Consider the following 15,046-nt stretch of genomic DNA (forward strand, 5'->3'; position numbering starts at 1 on the left):
TTTTTATTGGCGTCGCGCCCGTTACTGGAGGAACGGGTTGGTCAGGCGCTCATGGCCGAGGGTAGAGATTGGCCCATGCCCCGGCAGGAAGGTCATCTCGTCACCCAGCGGCAGTAGCTTGGTGCGGATGGCATCAATCAGCGCCTCATGGCTGCCGCGTGGGAAGTCGGTGCGCCCCACCCCGCCACGGAAAATCACGTCGCCGGAGATAATCAGGCGCGCGGCGCGGTTGACGAACACGATATGCCCCGGCGTGTGGCCGGGGCAGTGCAGCACCTCCAGCCGCATCTCGCCGACCTGCACGATCTCCCCCTCCTCCAACCAGCGGTCAGGGGTAAAGGGTGCGCACTCGGCCAGCCCAAACATCTGGCTCTGCACCGGCAGCGCCTCCAGCCAGAAGCGATCCTCCTGCTGCGGCCCCACCAGCGGCACGCCAAAGTGCTGCGCCAGTTCAACCGCCGCCCCAACGTGATCGAGGTGGCCGTGGGTCAGCAAAATCTGGGTGACGGTGATAGGCCGGGCGGCCACTTCGGCAATAATGGTGTCGGCATCGCCGCCCGGATCGACAATCGCAGCCTCATGGCTGGCATCGCACCAGATCAGGGAACAGTTTTGGGCAAAGGCAGTGACGGGGATAGTGACGTAGTTCATAGGGCTCCACGGCCGGTGCGGAACGCCTTCCGCACCGGCGTAAACGCACACCTATCAGGACCAGTTACGCACCGGGCCAGTATCAATGTGCACAAAGTTGCTTCGTGGGTAATATCCTACACCACCGGCACGCATTTTTAACGCGGCCTTGCGGATATTGCTCAGTTGCACACCTTCAATGTGGAAATCCATGGCACGCCCGAGCGTGTGGTAGCTGTGCTTCGCTACCCCGCTGCTGTGCTTGCGTAAGTCGTCATTGGTGGCTACCGAGCGGTAACCGGAGATGAGCTGAACCGGTTTGTTGTTGCCCAGCATCACCTGGAGGCGATAGAGCTGGTCAAACAGGCTCGGGTCAATGGTCTTGATCTTATTGGCGCGAAAATCGCGGAACAAATGATTCAGCCTGGTCAACTCGTCCGTGTTGTAATTCCTTCCATCAAAGAATTCAGCTTTGAGCGTTTCCCCAGTATGCAGGTTATTGAGCGTCAATACCCGGGGACGAGGAGTTGAGAGAGTTGCGAACGCCTGCCCTGGAAGCAGTGCGATCCCCATAGCGGCGCCGCCTAACGCCAGCCACTTTCGGCGCTGTTTATCTATTTGGTCCATGAACTGTCTGATTACCCGGCAAGAGAGTCAAAAAATAAGCACATTAGCTGTGCTGTCCCGAACCTTAACTGCCAACGTTAGGTGAGTCAACCCACCAAAAAATGGGCTGAACCCCCGTTCCAGCAGCAACTGTGGGGATTCAGCCCGATAATCAGACCGTTAATTTGTGGGAATTTCTACATTTATTGCAGCAAGCGCTCAGCCTGAGGCAGGATTTGTGCACCGGATCGCACGGTTTTATCATAATTGTAAATATCTGTTCGGAATTGCGGTTTCCCATCCTCTGCCACCCAGGCAGTCAAATAGTAGAGCTGCACCGGGATATGGTGACGAATCGGCACATAGGTGGTATTCCGCCCCTCCAGCGTGGAGCTGAGACGGGCGCTGTTCCAGCCCGCATCTTTCAAAAGCATGTCCGCCAGCACCGAGGCCTTGTTCACCCGCACGCAGCCGGAGCTGAGGGCGCGGATATCTTTCTGGAACAGCGCATGGTTCGGCGTGTCATGCAGGTAGATGGCATCCGAGCTTGGCATGTTGAACTTATAGCGCCCCAGCGAGTTGGTCGGCCCCGGGGCCTGACGCAGGCGGTAGGGGAAGCTGTTCGGCGACACCATGCTCCAGTCAATCATCGACGGGTCGATCACTTCCGCATCATTGCTCCAGCCGCTCAACACCGTATAGCCATGCCGTTGCAGGTAGCTGGCATCACCCAACGCCTTGGGAATGATGTCCTGACGGGTGAGCGTGGTTGGCACATTCCACGGCGGGTTGATCACCACGTTGTTCAGCGCGCTGCTCATCAGCGGAGTCTTGCGGCTTGGGCGGCCAACAATTACGCGGGAGGCCAGCACTTCATTGCCATCACGGTAGTAGACCAGCGAATAGTTAGGAATGTTGACCATAATGCCGGTGGAGACGTTGCCCGGCAGGATGCGCAGCCGCTGGATATTGAGTGCCAGCAGGGTAGCGCGGGTCTGCGGCGAGACGTTCAGCCAGTCGCGGGTGCGGCGGCCAATCACGCCATCGTCCGCCAGCCCCTGCCACTTCTGGAAGCGCTTAACGCCCTCGACCAGATCGGGGGTATAGCGGTTATCTTGCACCTCGGTGGCGGTTTCCGGCGTGGCGGCCGGCGGGCTTTGCGGCGACGGCGGCACATCCTCAACCGGCGCAGCGGCTGGGCTGACGGTAGTAGGCGGCGCGCTCTCCTGCGGTGCGGCCTCATCCAATGACAGATCGTCGTCTACCACCGGGCCATTGTTGGGGCCGCTCTCTGGCAATGGATCGGCATCCGCCAGTGGCTGGACATTGGCATCCAGCATACCGGAGCGCGCCAGAATCTCGCGCAGCGCCGGGATGTCGTCGCTCAGTTGGCCGGGGCGCAGGCTGGGGCCATTGACCAGCTGCGGCCAGGGACGGCCATCCGCCAGCATCTCTTTCAGCGCCTGATGCATACGCGCGTACTGCGGGTGCTGCGGCGCCAGTGAGGTGATGTAGTTCCGCAGGCTCTGCGGCTGGGTGGCCTGCCCCGCCACCACCATTTGCCACTGGTTGATCACCGTGGCAGCCGGCAGCGACATCTTATAAGGCACGCTGGTGTAAAGCCAGTCACTGCCGTGGGTGCCCACGCCCGAGACAAATTGCAGATAGCCGAGCATGGCATCTGACAACACGATGTCGCGCGCCATGCCATCCAGGTCAGGATTGCTCAACTGGCGCACCCACTGGGTAAATTGTGGCTGGACACCAGAGATCGCCAGTTCCGCCAACTGCTGCTGGAACTGCTGTACTGCCTGCTCATCGCGCCACATGGGCCGCATATAGTTGGCCGCATACAGGGAGGTCAGGGTATTTAGATAAAAAGGCGTTATCTTTCCGGGCAGCGCCGCACGGATCTGGCTGGCTGCATCCTGGATACTGATGCTCCCCGCCGTGGCAGGCAGCGCAGGCGCCGCGCCGGCGGTGTGAAGTGACGTGGTGCCCCAGGCCAGCGCGCAGCTGACGACCAAACTCTTGAGTGTACTAGGACGCGTAAGCATCATCCCTTGCCCCCTGGTTAAATACAAATAGATATCAATCATCTACTTGTGGTGGAACGTTATCTAAGTATAAAGCAGAACTGATTTTTTGCGTTCGCCACCCCACAATTCCCTAAAGGGAGGGGGCCGGCATGTCAGCTACCGCCAAGGATAGCGTGGCAGAAAGGCCAGAAAATGAAAAGCCGCCCGGAGGCGGCTTGATACATTTATTTTGCTCAACTATTCAGCATGATTATTTCAGGCTTCAGCTGCAACACTGCTATCTATGACAGGCTCCGCTGGGGCAAAACCGCGCAACCCGACCACGTGCACATGCTCATGGTTCTGCACCACTTTACGCACCAGCTTATAGGTGGTGCCCTTCTCCGGGCTGATGTTCTCTGGCGCGGCGATGATCAACTGCATCTCCAGCCGCTCACACAGCTCAAACAGCGTGGCGATGGACTTGGCATCCAGACGCGCGGCCTCATCAAGGAACAGCAAACGACAAGGGGAGATGTCCTTGCCGCGCAGGCGGCGGGACTCCTCCTCCCAGCTCTGCACCACCATCACCAGAATCGACATGCCAGTGCCGATCGCCTCGCCGGTGGAGAGCGCCCCGCTCTCCGCGCGCAGCCAGCCGTCGGAACCACGGTTGACCTCCACCTCCATCTCCAGATAGTTGCGGTAGTCCAGCAACTCCTCGCCGATGGTCTGTGGGGTGCGCTGGCCCATATCAATCTGCGGGTTGAGGCGCTGGTAAAGCTTCGCCAGTGCCTCAGAGAAGGTCAGGCGGTTGCTGTTGAACAGATCCTGATGCTGCTCCTGCTGCTCAGAGAGTACCTCTAGCAGCGTGGCGTGCGCCTCGCGCACATTGACGTTGAGCCGGACGCTCTTCACCTGGCCGAAGGCTACGGCCTGCAGGCCCTGATTGAGCATCCGGATGCGGTTCTGCTCGCGCTGGATGGTTTTGCGGATGATGTTCGCCACGCTCTTCGAACTGATGGCCAGCTTCTGCTCGCGGGCGGTCAGCTCCTCCGTCAGGCGGCCCAGCTCAATCTCCATCTGCTCAATCGCCTCCACTGGATCATCAGTACGGATGATGTCCTGACGGATGCGCTCGCGCAGATGCTGGTAGACGGCGATATAGAACTGCACCTTGCGCTCCGGTCGCTTCGGATCTTCGGAGAGGCGCAGCACATCGCGCAGGTGTTCGTTGTCCGCCACCGCCAGCCGCAGCGCGCCCAGCGCCTTGTCCGACATGGAGCGCAGTTCGTCGGCACCCATGTAGGCCAGTTCACGGCGGTGCAGGCGACGCTCCATGCCGTTGTCTTTCACCAGCCGCATCACCGCGCACCAGCCGGCCTTCGCGGCCACCACCTGCTCGCGCAGCTGGTGGTAATCCCGCTCCACCTTACGCAATCGCTTCTGTAGGGTGTCCATTTCCGCTTCGCAGAAGGTCAGCTGCTTCTCCAGCTGGTTGCGACGGGCGCGGTTATTGTTCAGCGCGGCGTGCAGCTCATCGCGGCGGCTGCGCGCACGCGCCTCCGCGTCGGCATCCGCCCGGACGCCAATATCTTGCAACTCCTGCGTCAGCTCCTTCAGCATGTCGCGCTTGGCGTCATAGGAACTTTTCAGCGAGGCCAGCACCTGGCTGTACTGGGTCAGTTGGGCCTGATGCTGGCGCAACTGGTCGCGCGCACGGGTGCGATCCGCCTCCGCATGCTCCAGCCGCTGGCGCAGCTTGTCATTCAGGTCGCTGTTGTCATGTACCATGCCCGCCGAATCGGTGTAGCTGAAGTGGGCGCGACGCTGCACCACTTCGGTCAGGGCGAAGGCTTGCTGTTTCGCCAGACGTTGCAGGTGCTGCGCGTCAGCGTAATCCGCCTTGAGTTGCTCATGCTGCTCCGGGTCGCTCTGCAGCACTGACACCAACGGCTCCAGTTTGGCCAGCGCGGCCCCGTGCTGCTGGATGGCACGCGCGGCCTCCTGCGCCTCCTCCAGCTCCTCGCGGATCTCCTCCACGCGGTCTGGCAGGGTGTCGTCACACAGCAACGCCACCCGTGGCAACAGGCGGTTCAGCTGGGCAATGCCCTCTTTCGCCTGCTCAAACTGCTGGCGCTGCTGCTGGTTCTGCGCCTCATGGGCTGCCAGCGCGCGCTCCAGTTCGCTGCGGCGTGTGGCCAGCGCCCGCATCTCCGCCTCAGGATCGTCCTCAAACGCCACCGCCAGGTGGGTGCCGATGAAGCGGCTGAAGGCCTGATGGGCGCGCTGGATCTTCTGCACGTCAAAGGAGAGCGTCGCGTACCGCTCCGCCAATGTCTCGCGCTCCTGATGCAGCGTCTCCAGCCGGCTCTCACGCGCCGCGCGGCCAAACAGCGGCACGGACGGGAAGCGCGAGTAGCGCCACTGGCGATCGGCGACCTTGACCACCACCGCACGCTCCAGCTCCTCGACATCCAGCACGCTGTCGTCGAAGGATTGCGGATCGCCCTCGATCAGGTAGAGATCCTCTGGGCACTCCTCCATTCCATTAAGCTGCTCGCGGATCAACGAGAGATCTGGCACCACGATGGCGTGGCGCGACGGGCCATAGAGCGCTGAGAAGTACGGCGCGTCATCCAGGGTGACGTCATCATAGATCTCGGAGAGCAGCACGCCACCGAAGCGCTCGGCCAGCGCCACCAGACGCGGATCCTCCGCGCCGCCCGGCTGGCTCAGGCGCTCAATCTGCGCATCCACCAGCCGCTTGGCCGCCGCCACCTCGTCGCGCTCCACGGTGGTTTCGCGCTCCTGCTCCAGCAGCTGCTGCATGTACTCAGTGACCTGCTGGCTGCCCTCCAGCTCCTCGCCACTCTGGGCGGCCAGCTGATCCAGTGCCTCCTGCGCCGCCAGCCAGACTGGCGCGCGCGCGGTCAGCGCCTTGATGCGCTGTTGCAGCTGCTCCATCTCCTGACGCATCGCCATGCGCTGCTCACCCGCCTCATCCACGGCGGCGGTGAGGGTCTCAATGCGCTCCTCCAGCTCATACTGGGCGCTCTCCAGCTCCTCCGGCGGGCAGTCACGCCCGCTGCGCTTGCAGAACTCCTGCAACTGGCGCTCGGCCTCCTGCTGCTCACGCAGGCGCTGCTCCAGCTCGCTCAGGCGCAGGCGCAGAGGGGCGACCCGCTCGGCCTGATGCTGCTGGGTGCCCCACTCGCGCAGCAGATCGCGCGCGGTTTGCCACGCCTCGCTGCGCCCCACCTCGCCAGCGATGTTCACCACCAGCTGGTAGGCGTGCTCAAACTGGCTGTGCGCCGCCGCGGCCACGCTCATCTTCTGCTCAAGCTGTAACAGGGTGTCGGTGGCCTCCTGCTCTCTGGCGTTGAAGGTCTCCAGCCACTGCCCGGCGTTGGCGCTCTCCAGATCCGGCAACTCACACAACTCGCGCGCGCGGTTGAGCGCGTGCAGCGCCTGCTGGTACTGGATGGCGCGCGTCTGCTGCACATCCAGCGCCTGCTGGTAGTCGGCCAGCTGGCTCTTCAGCTCGTCCACCTCTGCTTCGGCGGCCTCGGCGCGCGCCTCATGCTCGGCGTGCAGGTCGGCGGCCTCGGCCACCACCTCATTCTGCTCCTCCAGCCGGTAGGTCAGCTCATCCAGATCGGACTGGTAGCGCTCAATTTTCTCCTGCTGGCGCATCGCGGTCTGCACCAGATTCAGGTGGTCGCTCGCGGCCTGATAGTCGGTCTCAAGGTCTGACTCCGCGCCGCTGTGCTCACCCAGCTCACGCGCCATCTCGACATGGCGGTACTGCTCATGGATCAGCTGCTTGCGGCCGGCGAGCAGCTCATTGCGCAGTGTCAGCGCGCCATCCAGATGCACCCGGCGCTCATTGGCGTGGCGCATGTAGTCAGCGGCCACGTAGGAGGTCGCTTCGGAGATCAGGTGCTTGAAGAGATCGCGGTCAGACTGGGTGACGCGGATCGCCTCCAGCGTCATGCGGTTCTCGCGCAGTGCCGCTTCCATGTCCTGAAACGCCTTGCGCACGCCGCTGTTTTCCGGCAGCAGATAGTCGCGCAGCGAGCGGGTGATGGTGCTGGAGATGCCGCCATACAGCGACGCCTCAATCAGACGGTAGAACTTGCTGCGATCCGAGGAGGAGCGCAGGCGGCGCGGGATAACGCCCAGATCAAACATTAGCGAGTGGTAGTCAGTGATGGAGTTGAACTGCTTGAACTGCACCCCCTCCATCGCCTCAACTTTCTCTTTCAGCTCCTGCAACGGCAGCACGCGCGCCTGACGCTCCCCGACCGTTTCGGTCAGGATCTGCGTCGGTTGCAGCGCGGTCGGCAGCCCCTGGATGGTAAATGCCTTGATGTCCACCTTACGGTCGCGCCCGGCAACCTGTTGCAGGCGCACGCCCACAATCACCCGCTGGTGGCGGGAGTTGACCACATCCAGCGCCGAGTAGCAGACGCCAGCGCGCAGTTTGCCGTGCAGCCCCTTGTCACGCGAGCCGCTGGTGGCGCCTGCCTCGGTGGTGTTGCGGAAGTGCAGCAGCGTCAAATCCGGGATCAGGGCGGTGACAAAGGCCGCCATGGTGGTGGATTTCCCGGCACCGTTGCCGCCCGACAGGGTGGTGACCAGCTCGTCGAGGTCAAAGGTGCGGGCAAAGAAGCCGTTCCAGTTGACCAGCGTCAGTGAGCGAAATTTACCGCGTTCAATCATTCTTCATCCCCTCCACGCGCCGGCACTGCATCACCGGCCTGTTCGCCTTCGCCCTCATCGCTCTCATCCCGCAGGGAGAGGCTGCTCTCGACCGGCATCGCCTCGCCGTCACGGATCATGCGCAGTTGCGCCTCGCGCGGGTCATCGCCGCTGCGCACGTCAGCGCCGAAGCGGAACACCGCCTCCGTGATGCGGAACTTGTTGTTGTCGCCGCCCATGAAGTAGACCATTCCCAGCCGACGCAGGCGGTTGAGCGAGGTGCGCACCTTCTCCTGCAACTTCTGCCGGTCCAAATCGGAGCCGGAAGAGCGCTGGTTGACGAACTTCAGCAGCTTGCCCTCGTCAGCGAGGCTCAGCAGTTCGTCATACAACTCCTGCTGGCTGAAGATGCCCTCGTGGGCCAGCCGCTCCGGGCTGAGGTAGAGGTAACAGAGGATCTTGCCGACCATCATGTCCAGCTCGGAGAGCACCGAGCGCGGGATCAGGGTGGTGGAGCGCGGGCGCAGGTAAAAGAACCCCTCCGGCGCGCGGATCAGCTCCACGTTGTAGCGGGCGTAAAAGTCGCCCATTTCGTCCTGGAAATCCATCAGGAAGGCGTGGTTGTCCAACTCTTCAATGCCGATGTGGCGGCCGCTGCGCAACTGGCTGTCCAGTGCCGGGAAGAGCGGGTTGGCCAGGGCCTGTGCCAGTTTGACTGGCATCACTGCTTCAATATTTGTCGATGACATGGGCCTGTACCTTGGCTCCGTAATCATTGATTGCCTGCCATTCGGCCGGCAATCCGGTGAAATCTGCTTCGGCCACACCGAGGCGTACCGCCTGGTCGACCACGATGCGTGCCACATCGAAATGACGCGCACGCGGGTATTGCGCCAGGTAATCGCGCATCACCGCGCCCAGATTGAGCGGGGTGTTTTCGTCCCGGTAGATCGCCAGAGCCGCTTCGATCATGGCCGCCAGCTGTTCGCGGATCTCGTTGAACTCCTCGAACTCCAGATCCGGTGGCAACTCGCCGGTGACCTCTTCGTTGCGCAGCGCCAGCTCCTCATCGCGCATGTCGATCAGGCGCTCGGCGTTGGCGTAGGTCAGCGTCCAGGGCTGGTCAAAGTAGTTCTGCACCGACTGCCGCAGGCGCTGGGCGAAGACGCGGTTCTTGTCCATATCGATGGCGGTACGGATGAACTTGTGCACGTGGCGGTCGTAGCCGATCCAGAGATCGATAGCCTGCTGGCCCCAACTGATGATGCGGTCCAGCTTGTTTTGCAGGTCAAACACCAGCTTGTCGATAAAGCCCAGCTCCATCTCCATCGGCATTGCCGCCTGAATGCGCAACAGGTTGGCCTGCAATTTGTCACCGGCGGCCTCTAGGGTATCCTGCAACTCGCGCAGCGTGCCGGAGGTCTCGGAGAGCAGCAGCTCACAGCTGGAGATGGCGGCGCGCCAATCCTTGTTGAGCAGCGCGGCGATATCCTCTTTCACCCCCTGCTGCTGCTCATCCATCAGGCGCTGGCTCAGGTCGATGCTGTCAAACACCTCCGCCACCGAGTACTTCAGCGGCGCGAACACCTGACGGTGCCAGTGCAGCTCATCGCCGTTTTCCTCCGCGGCGTCGGCGGCACGTTTCAGCTCCTGCGCCACCATCGACAGCTGCATGGAGAGGCGCAGCGTGGAGAATTCGCGCTGGCGGATGTAGTAGTCGGTAATGCCGATGCCCAGCGGCGTCAGGCGGTAGATGGCGAGGCCATCCGCATGTTCGCTGGTGAAGCGGTTGATTAGCCGCTGTTTGACCATGTCATTGATGGCGTTGTTGGCACGAACGTTAATGGTCTCATTGGTCTGCTCAAAGCCCTGGCTGACGTGACGAAACGCATCGACCAACTCACCCTCACTCATTTCACCGTCAAGGCGTTCGCCATTGAGGGTCGCTATTGCCAGTAAAAAGGCCAGCCGCTCCGTGGGGAGCGAAATGGAGAAGTCATTTTTCCGTGCCCAGGCGACCAGTTCGGGTACAGTCTGGGAAATTTCACTCATGATTCGTCCTTCACATTCGGTTTGTGCGCCATCACGTGGATGTAGCGCCCCAAACTCACAAAAGGTTCCTGCCGGCAGTAGCGCTGTTCCAGCGCCAGCAGCGCCGCGAACTCCTCTGTCTGCTGCTGTTTATTTTTGAGGTAGTCATGGAACACGCGCACCCCGGTCTTGCCGCGGATCTCCATGCCCATCTGCTCCAGCCAGCCATACACCTCAGCCGGCACCAACGGATAGTCCGGGGCCAGCGATCGCTTCTTCTTGACCGGCATATTCGCGTCCACGTAGTCGAAGTTGCCGACCACCATATGGCGCATCACCAGACCGTGGTGGTTGAAGAACATCAGCGACAGCGCGCCGCCCGGTGCCAGACAGTGATGCAGCGCGTGCAGCACTGCCTGCGGCTCCGCCACCCACTCCAGCACCGCGTGGAACAAAATGAGATCCACCGGCGCATCCAGGTGGCTGGCAATATCCTGGGCGGCGCTCTGCACAAACTGCATGTTATGGCTGACGCCTTTGGCCTCTGCCGCCGCTTGGGCGCGTTGGATCATCTCACCGGAGAGATCGCACAACAAGACCTGATGTCCTAAAGCAGCCAGTTCGCAGGCCATTTTTCCCTCGCCACCGCCGGCATCAAGAATGCGCAACGGGCGTGGCGGGAGCGCGGCCAGCAGCTGGTGAAGATCCTGCCACAGCACGGCCTCGCGAATCCGGCCCTTGGTGGTGCCGTAAATATTGCGGGCAAATTTCTCAGCAATATCATCAAAATTGCGGCCAGGTATCGACATCGGCGACAGGCTCCATGCAGGCTGGGGGAGATTTTCGAGCCTGCTATTTTGGCACAGGCTGACGTAGAATAAATCTTATTGCCGCGCAAAGTTGCCCGGATGTCGTTTTTTCACCCAGAAGGACCGGTTTTCATGCTTTTTGACCTGAAAAAGTGGGTGGGTGGCCTGATGATGCCGCTCTCTTTTCTGTTGTTGATCATGGGCGTTGCGCTCCTCCTGCTCTGGTGTACCCAGTGGCAACGCACGGGAAAAGTGCTGATTTCCTGCGCCTGGCTGTTTTTATTGCTGCTAAGCCTGCAACCGGTCGCCGATCGCTTGCTGAGGCCGCTGGAGGCACGCTTCCCCACTTATCAAGGCACCACATCGGTGGGCTACATTGTGGTACTGGGCGGCGGCTACACCTTCAACCCGGAGTGGGCACCGAGCTCCAACCTGATTGGCAACAGCCTGCCGCGCGTGACGGAGGGGGTACGGCAATACCTGCGCCACCCCGGCGCGAAACTGGTGTTCACTGGCGCGGCCGCGCCAACCAACCCGGTCAGTAGCGCGCGCACGGCGGCGCTGGTGGCGGAGAGTCTGGGGGTGCCGGCTGGCGACATCATCATGTTGGATCAGCCGCGCGACACCGAACAGGAGGCGGCACAGGTGGCCACGCTAGTAGGAAAACAGCCCTTCCTGCTGATTACCTCTGCTAATCACCTGCCACGGGCCATTGGTTTCTTCCACGCGCGCGGGTTGCAGCCAATTCCGGTGCCGGCCAACCAGCTGGCGATCACCTCCCCGCTGAATGGCTGGGAGCAGGCCATCCCGCAGGCGCTCTATCTCGCCCACAGTGAGCGGGTGTGGTATGAGGGGCTGGGCCGCCTGTGGCAACGGCTGCAGGGGAGTCAGGATAGCCAGGGCAACAACTGACGGCTGGCATGGGCGAAGGCCGGTTGGTCAAGCTGGCCAGTATGCAGCAGCCGGCCAACCGCCTCCCACAGGGCATAGAGCCAGCGGCGCGCGACAAAGCTTTCCGCCACCGGCGCGCGTTGCAGGTAAGCCCCCAGCAGCTCGCCAGCGGCCCCCTCCTCGCTCAGGCGGAACAGGTCATATTCGCGCGGCGCCCACAGCACTACGCCGGGATTGACCATCGCCAGCAGCTGGTCACTGCGCGCGTCCTTCATCATGCTGCGCAGGGTTAGGTTGCCATGCACCAGCACCGCGCAGTCATCAAAATCCTGGAACAGTTGCGGCAAGTTGGCGCGGGCGCGGTAGAGCAACGCCCGATCCGCCGCCGTGAACTGCGGGGCCTTCATCTGGCTGAGCGTCACCCATAGCACCTCAACCCGCTGGCGATACCAGTTGCGCCAGTTGTTCTCCTGCGTGCTGTCCACCGTGCCGACGCAGCCGTGGCTGTCAATGCGATGCCACGCCAGAATGCCCTCGACAATCTGCTCCTTCAGCGTCTCCCAGCGCTGCGGGTTACGCGTCGGGGCCTCCACCGGCACGCCGCGCAGCCGCTCCATCAGCAGCACATCCTTGTAGGGCGACTGGCGGGTCACCACCAGCCCGTAGACCGCTGGCATCCGCACCAGCCCCTCCCGCGCGAGCATTGAGAGTTTATAGGCCTCCTGCCGGGCAATGCCGGCGGCGAGATAACTCTTCGCCAGCAGCGGGACGGCGTGCCCTTGGGCGTCGTAGAGGGCAAAAAGGTGGGCGTAGGGCTGTTCGCTGACACACTCCAGGCGGGACAAGGGTTCGCCCAGCACCTGGCTAAGTTCGGCTTTGAGCTGTTCCATGGGGCACTGACCTCAGTTGAAAAGTTCAGTCCATGATGGAGGTGTTACTCCGTCAATTATTCAATGTAGATCAAGATTGCACGGATTCTTTGCGACGGGATAAAAACAGAATATATGCGGCCGGGCAACGGGGTGCCCGGCCGGAGGGTTATTTCGCCAGCGCCGCGCGGACGCGGGCCAGATCCTCTGGGGTGTCTACGCCCACCGCAGGTACGGCCTGCGCGACGTCAACATGGATCTTTTCGCCATACCACAGCACGCGTAACTGCTCCAGCAGCTCGATGTTCTCCAGCGTGCTGGGTGCCCAGGTGACGTAGCGGCGCACAAAGCCCGCGCGATAGGCGTAGATGCCGAGATGGCGCAGGAAGTGATCGCCGATGGCGTCACGCGACTGGGCGAAGCGCTCCCGATCCCACGGAATGGTGGCGCGGGAGAAGTAGAGCGCAAAGCCTTGCGCGTCACGTACCACTTTCACCGCATTCGGGTTGAACGCCTCTTCCGCCGTCTCAATCGGCACCGCCAGCGTCGCCATGCCCGCCTGACAGTTGGCGAGGTTCTCCGCCACCTGACGGATAATCACCGGCGGGATCATCGGCTCATCGCCCTGCACGTTGACGATGATGTCGTCATCGCCAAAGCCCATGCGGTCAATCACTTCGGCCAACCGCTCGGTGCCAGACTGGTGATCCGGACGGGTCATGCACACCTCGCCGCCTGCAGCCTCCACCGCAGCCGCCACGTCCGGGTGATCGGTGGCGACAATCACGCGATCCGCGCCAGACTCACGCGCCCGCTCTACTACATGCACGACCATTGGCTTGCCGTGGATGTCCGCCAGCGGCTTGCCCGGCAGGCGGCTGGAGGCGTAACGGGCAGGAATGATGGCGATGAAACTCATGGGTGCCTCTCGTCTGCTGACAGCGCGCGCGCCTCATTCTCCAGCAGCACCGGGATGCCGTCCCGCACCGGGTAGGCCAGGCCGTCCGCCTTGCATACCAGTTCCTGATTCTCTTTGTTGAAATAGAGTTTGCCGTTGCAGACCGGGCAGGCCACTATTTCCAGTAAACGATGATCCATATTTCCTCCATACTGGGATGGGGTTAAAAGCGCTAAGGCCGTCAGGATACCATACTCGTTTGCCGGCGGTTAAGCCTGCCCGCCAATCTCCTGCCCGCACGCCCAGCCCTGCCCCCAGTGCGGTCGCAACGCCTCTGGCACCGCGTCCACCGCAATGCGCGTCGCGCCATGCCAGCGTGCACAGCGCGTTACCGCCTCGGTCAGGTCACGTAGCCGTTGCGCCCCAAGCCGCACGCCCGGCTCCAGCCATAGCCCCTTGATCTCGAACACCCCCTCCTTACGATGCATCTTGGCATCCGTGCGGCCAATCAACGCCCCACGCTGCAAAATTGGCAGCACAAAGTAGCCGTAGCGGCGCTTCTCCTGCGGCGTATAACACTCAATGCGGTAGTCAAAATCGAACAGCTCCAGGGCGCGCTTGCGGTGCCACACCACTGGGTCAAAGGGGGAAAGGAGCGTAGTGACGGAGGAGCGGATGCGCCGCTGCTGCATCTGCTGGCAGAGCGGCAACAGGCTGTGGTGCAAATACCAAGGCTCATCGCTGCCCTCGACGCTGACCGGGTGCAGACTTCCCTCCTCCAGCATCGCGACGATGGCCGGTTTGAGCGCTACCCGCTTCAGCCGGTAGTAGTCTGGCAACCATGCCGCCTTGAAGATGCCAAGGCTGCGCGCGCTGCGCCGCAACATCTCCTGACGCGCCGTGGCCTCATCCAGCGCGTCGCGTGTGTCAGACCAGTCGGGTTTGACGCGGGCGGTCACATCGTAGACACGGTGGAAATTACGCCGCTCCGCCACCATCACCTGCCCCAGCGTAAACAGCGTCTCCAGGTGGCGCTTCTCCGGTTTCCAGTCCCACCAGCCATTACCGCTGCCGGCGGGCCGTGAGAAATCCGCCGAGCGCACTGGCCCATGCTGCTCAATGTGCGCCAGCAATTTTTCAATGGCGGGCTGGTGCGCCTGATGCCAGGCGGCATTGTACTTCCAGCCCATCTTGGCCGGGTCCAGCATCCGGTGGCGCAACAGGCGGAAATCTTCAATTGGGATAAAGCAGGCTTCATGCGCCCAGTACTCAAACAGCTGGCGTTGGGCGAGCGCCTCATCCAACCAAGTAGGCGGATAGGCCCCTAAGCGGCTGAACAGCACCAGATAGGGACTGCGGGCGACCACGCTGATGGTGTCTATCTGCAACAGCCCCATCGCCCGTATGGCATCCAACAACTGGTGGGGTTGCGGCGATCCGGTCGGTAGGCGGAGCAGGCCTTGGGCAGCGAGGTGAAGTGTGCGGGTGTCGGCCAGAGATAGGGTCGGGCTGGGCATAACGATATCCATTGATCGTGGGATGATACAGGATAATCGATAGCACAATTCAGACTATGGATAAAATCACGCT

The 15,046-nt window shown here is 62.0% G+C and carries 12 protein-coding genes; 1 reads left to right on the forward strand and 11 read right to left on the reverse strand.

Translation table 11 applies throughout. From position 1 onward, the window contains the following. Nucleotides 1–21: 21 nt before the first annotated feature. From ACK3SD_RS11290 to cmoM, 7 genes are all read right to left on the reverse strand, one after another. The gene (locus ACK3SD_RS11290) at nucleotides 22–651 is read right to left on the reverse strand and encodes an MBL fold metallo-hydrolase (RefSeq protein ID WP_481125543.1); all 630 of its coding nucleotides are present in this window, start codon (nucleotides 649–651) and stop codon (nucleotides 22–24) included. 54 nt (nucleotides 652–705) lie between these two features. Continuing rightward, nucleotides 706–1,257, reverse strand: a complete 552-nt coding sequence (gene mepK, locus ACK3SD_RS11295) for a peptidoglycan L,D-endopeptidase MepK (RefSeq protein ID WP_137763641.1) — start codon at nucleotides 1,255–1,257, stop codon at nucleotides 706–708. A 182-nt stretch (nucleotides 1,258–1,439) separates the two neighbouring features. Further along, nucleotides 1,440–3,296, reverse strand: a complete 1,857-nt coding sequence (ldtD, locus tag ACK3SD_RS11300; RefSeq protein WP_481125544.1) for a L,D-transpeptidase — start codon at nucleotides 3,294–3,296, stop codon at nucleotides 1,440–1,442. Between the two features lie 234 nt (nucleotides 3,297–3,530). Then, a complete protein-coding gene (gene mukB, locus ACK3SD_RS11305) occupies nucleotides 3,531–7,979 on the reverse strand; it encodes a chromosome partition protein MukB (protein ID WP_481125545.1) in 4,449 nt (1,482 codons plus the stop codon). Beyond that, nucleotides 7,976–8,707: a chromosome partition protein MukE gene (mukE, locus tag ACK3SD_RS11310; protein WP_481125546.1), complete on the reverse strand. Its 732-nt coding sequence runs from the start codon at nucleotides 8,705–8,707 to the stop codon at nucleotides 7,976–7,978. Before mukE ends, mukB begins: the two co-directional genes overlap by 4 nt. Next, nucleotides 8,688–10,010 (reverse strand): chromosome partition protein MukF, encoded by a 1,323-nt coding sequence (gene mukF, locus ACK3SD_RS11315; protein WP_481125547.1) that lies wholly within the window; start codon nucleotides 10,008–10,010, stop codon nucleotides 8,688–8,690. The genes mukE and mukF overlap by 20 nt, the downstream gene beginning before the upstream one ends. Continuing rightward, complete coding sequence (gene cmoM / locus ACK3SD_RS11320; protein WP_481127538.1) at nucleotides 10,007–10,792, reverse strand: tRNA uridine 5-oxyacetic acid(34) methyltransferase CmoM; 786 nt, start codon at nucleotides 10,790–10,792, stop codon at nucleotides 10,007–10,009. The genes mukF and cmoM overlap by 4 nt, the downstream gene beginning before the upstream one ends. A gap of 138 nt (nucleotides 10,793–10,930) precedes the next feature. On the opposite strand from cmoM, the gene elyC reads away from it, so the two are divergent. Next, nucleotides 10,931–11,710: an envelope biogenesis factor ElyC gene (gene elyC / locus ACK3SD_RS11325; RefSeq protein ID WP_481125548.1), complete on the forward strand. Its 780-nt coding sequence runs from the start codon at nucleotides 10,931–10,933 to the stop codon at nucleotides 11,708–11,710. On the opposite strand, the gene ACK3SD_RS11330 is transcribed toward elyC, so the two are convergent. The 4 genes from ACK3SD_RS11330 to ACK3SD_RS11345 all read right to left on the reverse strand — a co-directional run bounded on the left by ACK3SD_RS11330 (nucleotide 11,686) and on the right by ACK3SD_RS11345 (nucleotide 14,973). Further along, a complete protein-coding gene (locus tag ACK3SD_RS11330; RefSeq protein WP_481125549.1) occupies nucleotides 11,686–12,579 on the reverse strand; it encodes a YcbJ family phosphotransferase in 894 nt (297 codons plus the stop codon). The genes elyC and ACK3SD_RS11330 overlap by 25 nt on opposite strands. A 148-nt stretch (nucleotides 12,580–12,727) precedes the next feature. Continuing rightward, the gene (gene kdsB, locus ACK3SD_RS11335) at nucleotides 12,728–13,477 is read right to left on the reverse strand and encodes a 3-deoxy-manno-octulosonate cytidylyltransferase (RefSeq protein ID WP_481125550.1); all 750 of its coding nucleotides are present in this window, start codon (nucleotides 13,475–13,477) and stop codon (nucleotides 12,728–12,730) included. Then, nucleotides 13,474–13,656 (reverse strand): Trm112 family protein, encoded by a 183-nt coding sequence (locus ACK3SD_RS11340; protein WP_137763649.1) that lies wholly within the window; start codon nucleotides 13,654–13,656, stop codon nucleotides 13,474–13,476. Before ACK3SD_RS11340 ends, kdsB begins: the two co-directional genes overlap by 4 nt. Nucleotides 13,657–13,725: 69 nt before the next feature. After that, a complete protein-coding gene (locus ACK3SD_RS11345) occupies nucleotides 13,726–14,973 on the reverse strand; it encodes a winged helix-turn-helix domain-containing protein (RefSeq protein WP_481125551.1) in 1,248 nt (415 codons plus the stop codon). Nucleotides 14,974–15,046: the final 73 nt, after the last annotated feature.

The sequence above is a fragment of the Chimaeribacter sp. YP20170169 genome (assembly GCF_056739715.1).

Coding starts and splice junctions, on each gene's coding strand:
- kdsB (WP_481125550.1), bottom strand. CDS start 13,477: ATGAGTTTCATCGCCATCATTCCTGCCCGTTACGCCTCCAGCCGCCTG.
- mukE (WP_481125546.1), bottom strand. CDS start 8,707: ATGTCATCGACAAATATTGAAGCAGTGATGCCAGTCAAACTGGCACAG.
- ACK3SD_RS11330 (WP_481125549.1), bottom strand. CDS start 12,579: ATGGAACAGCTCAAAGCCGAACTTAGCCAGGTGCTGGGCGAACCCTTG.
- ACK3SD_RS11290 (WP_481125543.1), bottom strand. CDS start 651: ATGAACTACGTCACTATCCCCGTCACTGCCTTTGCCCAAAACTGTTCC.
- ACK3SD_RS11340 (WP_137763649.1), bottom strand. CDS start 13,656: ATGGATCATCGTTTACTGGAAATAGTGGCCTGCCCGGTCTGCAACGGC.
- ldtD (WP_481125544.1), bottom strand. CDS start 3,296: ATGATGCTTACGCGTCCTAGTACACTCAAGAGTTTGGTCGTCAGCTGC.
- elyC (WP_481125548.1), top strand. CDS start 10,931: ATGCTTTTTGACCTGAAAAAGTGGGTGGGTGGCCTGATGATGCCGCTC.
- mukF (WP_481125547.1), bottom strand. CDS start 10,010: ATGAGTGAAATTTCCCAGACTGTACCCGAACTGGTCGCCTGGGCACGG.
- mepK (WP_137763641.1), bottom strand. CDS start 1,257: ATGGACCAAATAGATAAACAGCGCCGAAAGTGGCTGGCGTTAGGCGGC.
- mukB (WP_481125545.1), bottom strand. CDS start 7,979: ATGATTGAACGCGGTAAATTTCGCTCACTGACGCTGGTCAACTGGAAC.
- ACK3SD_RS11345 (WP_481125551.1), bottom strand. CDS start 14,973: ATGCCCAGCCCGACCCTATCTCTGGCCGACACCCGCACACTTCACCTC.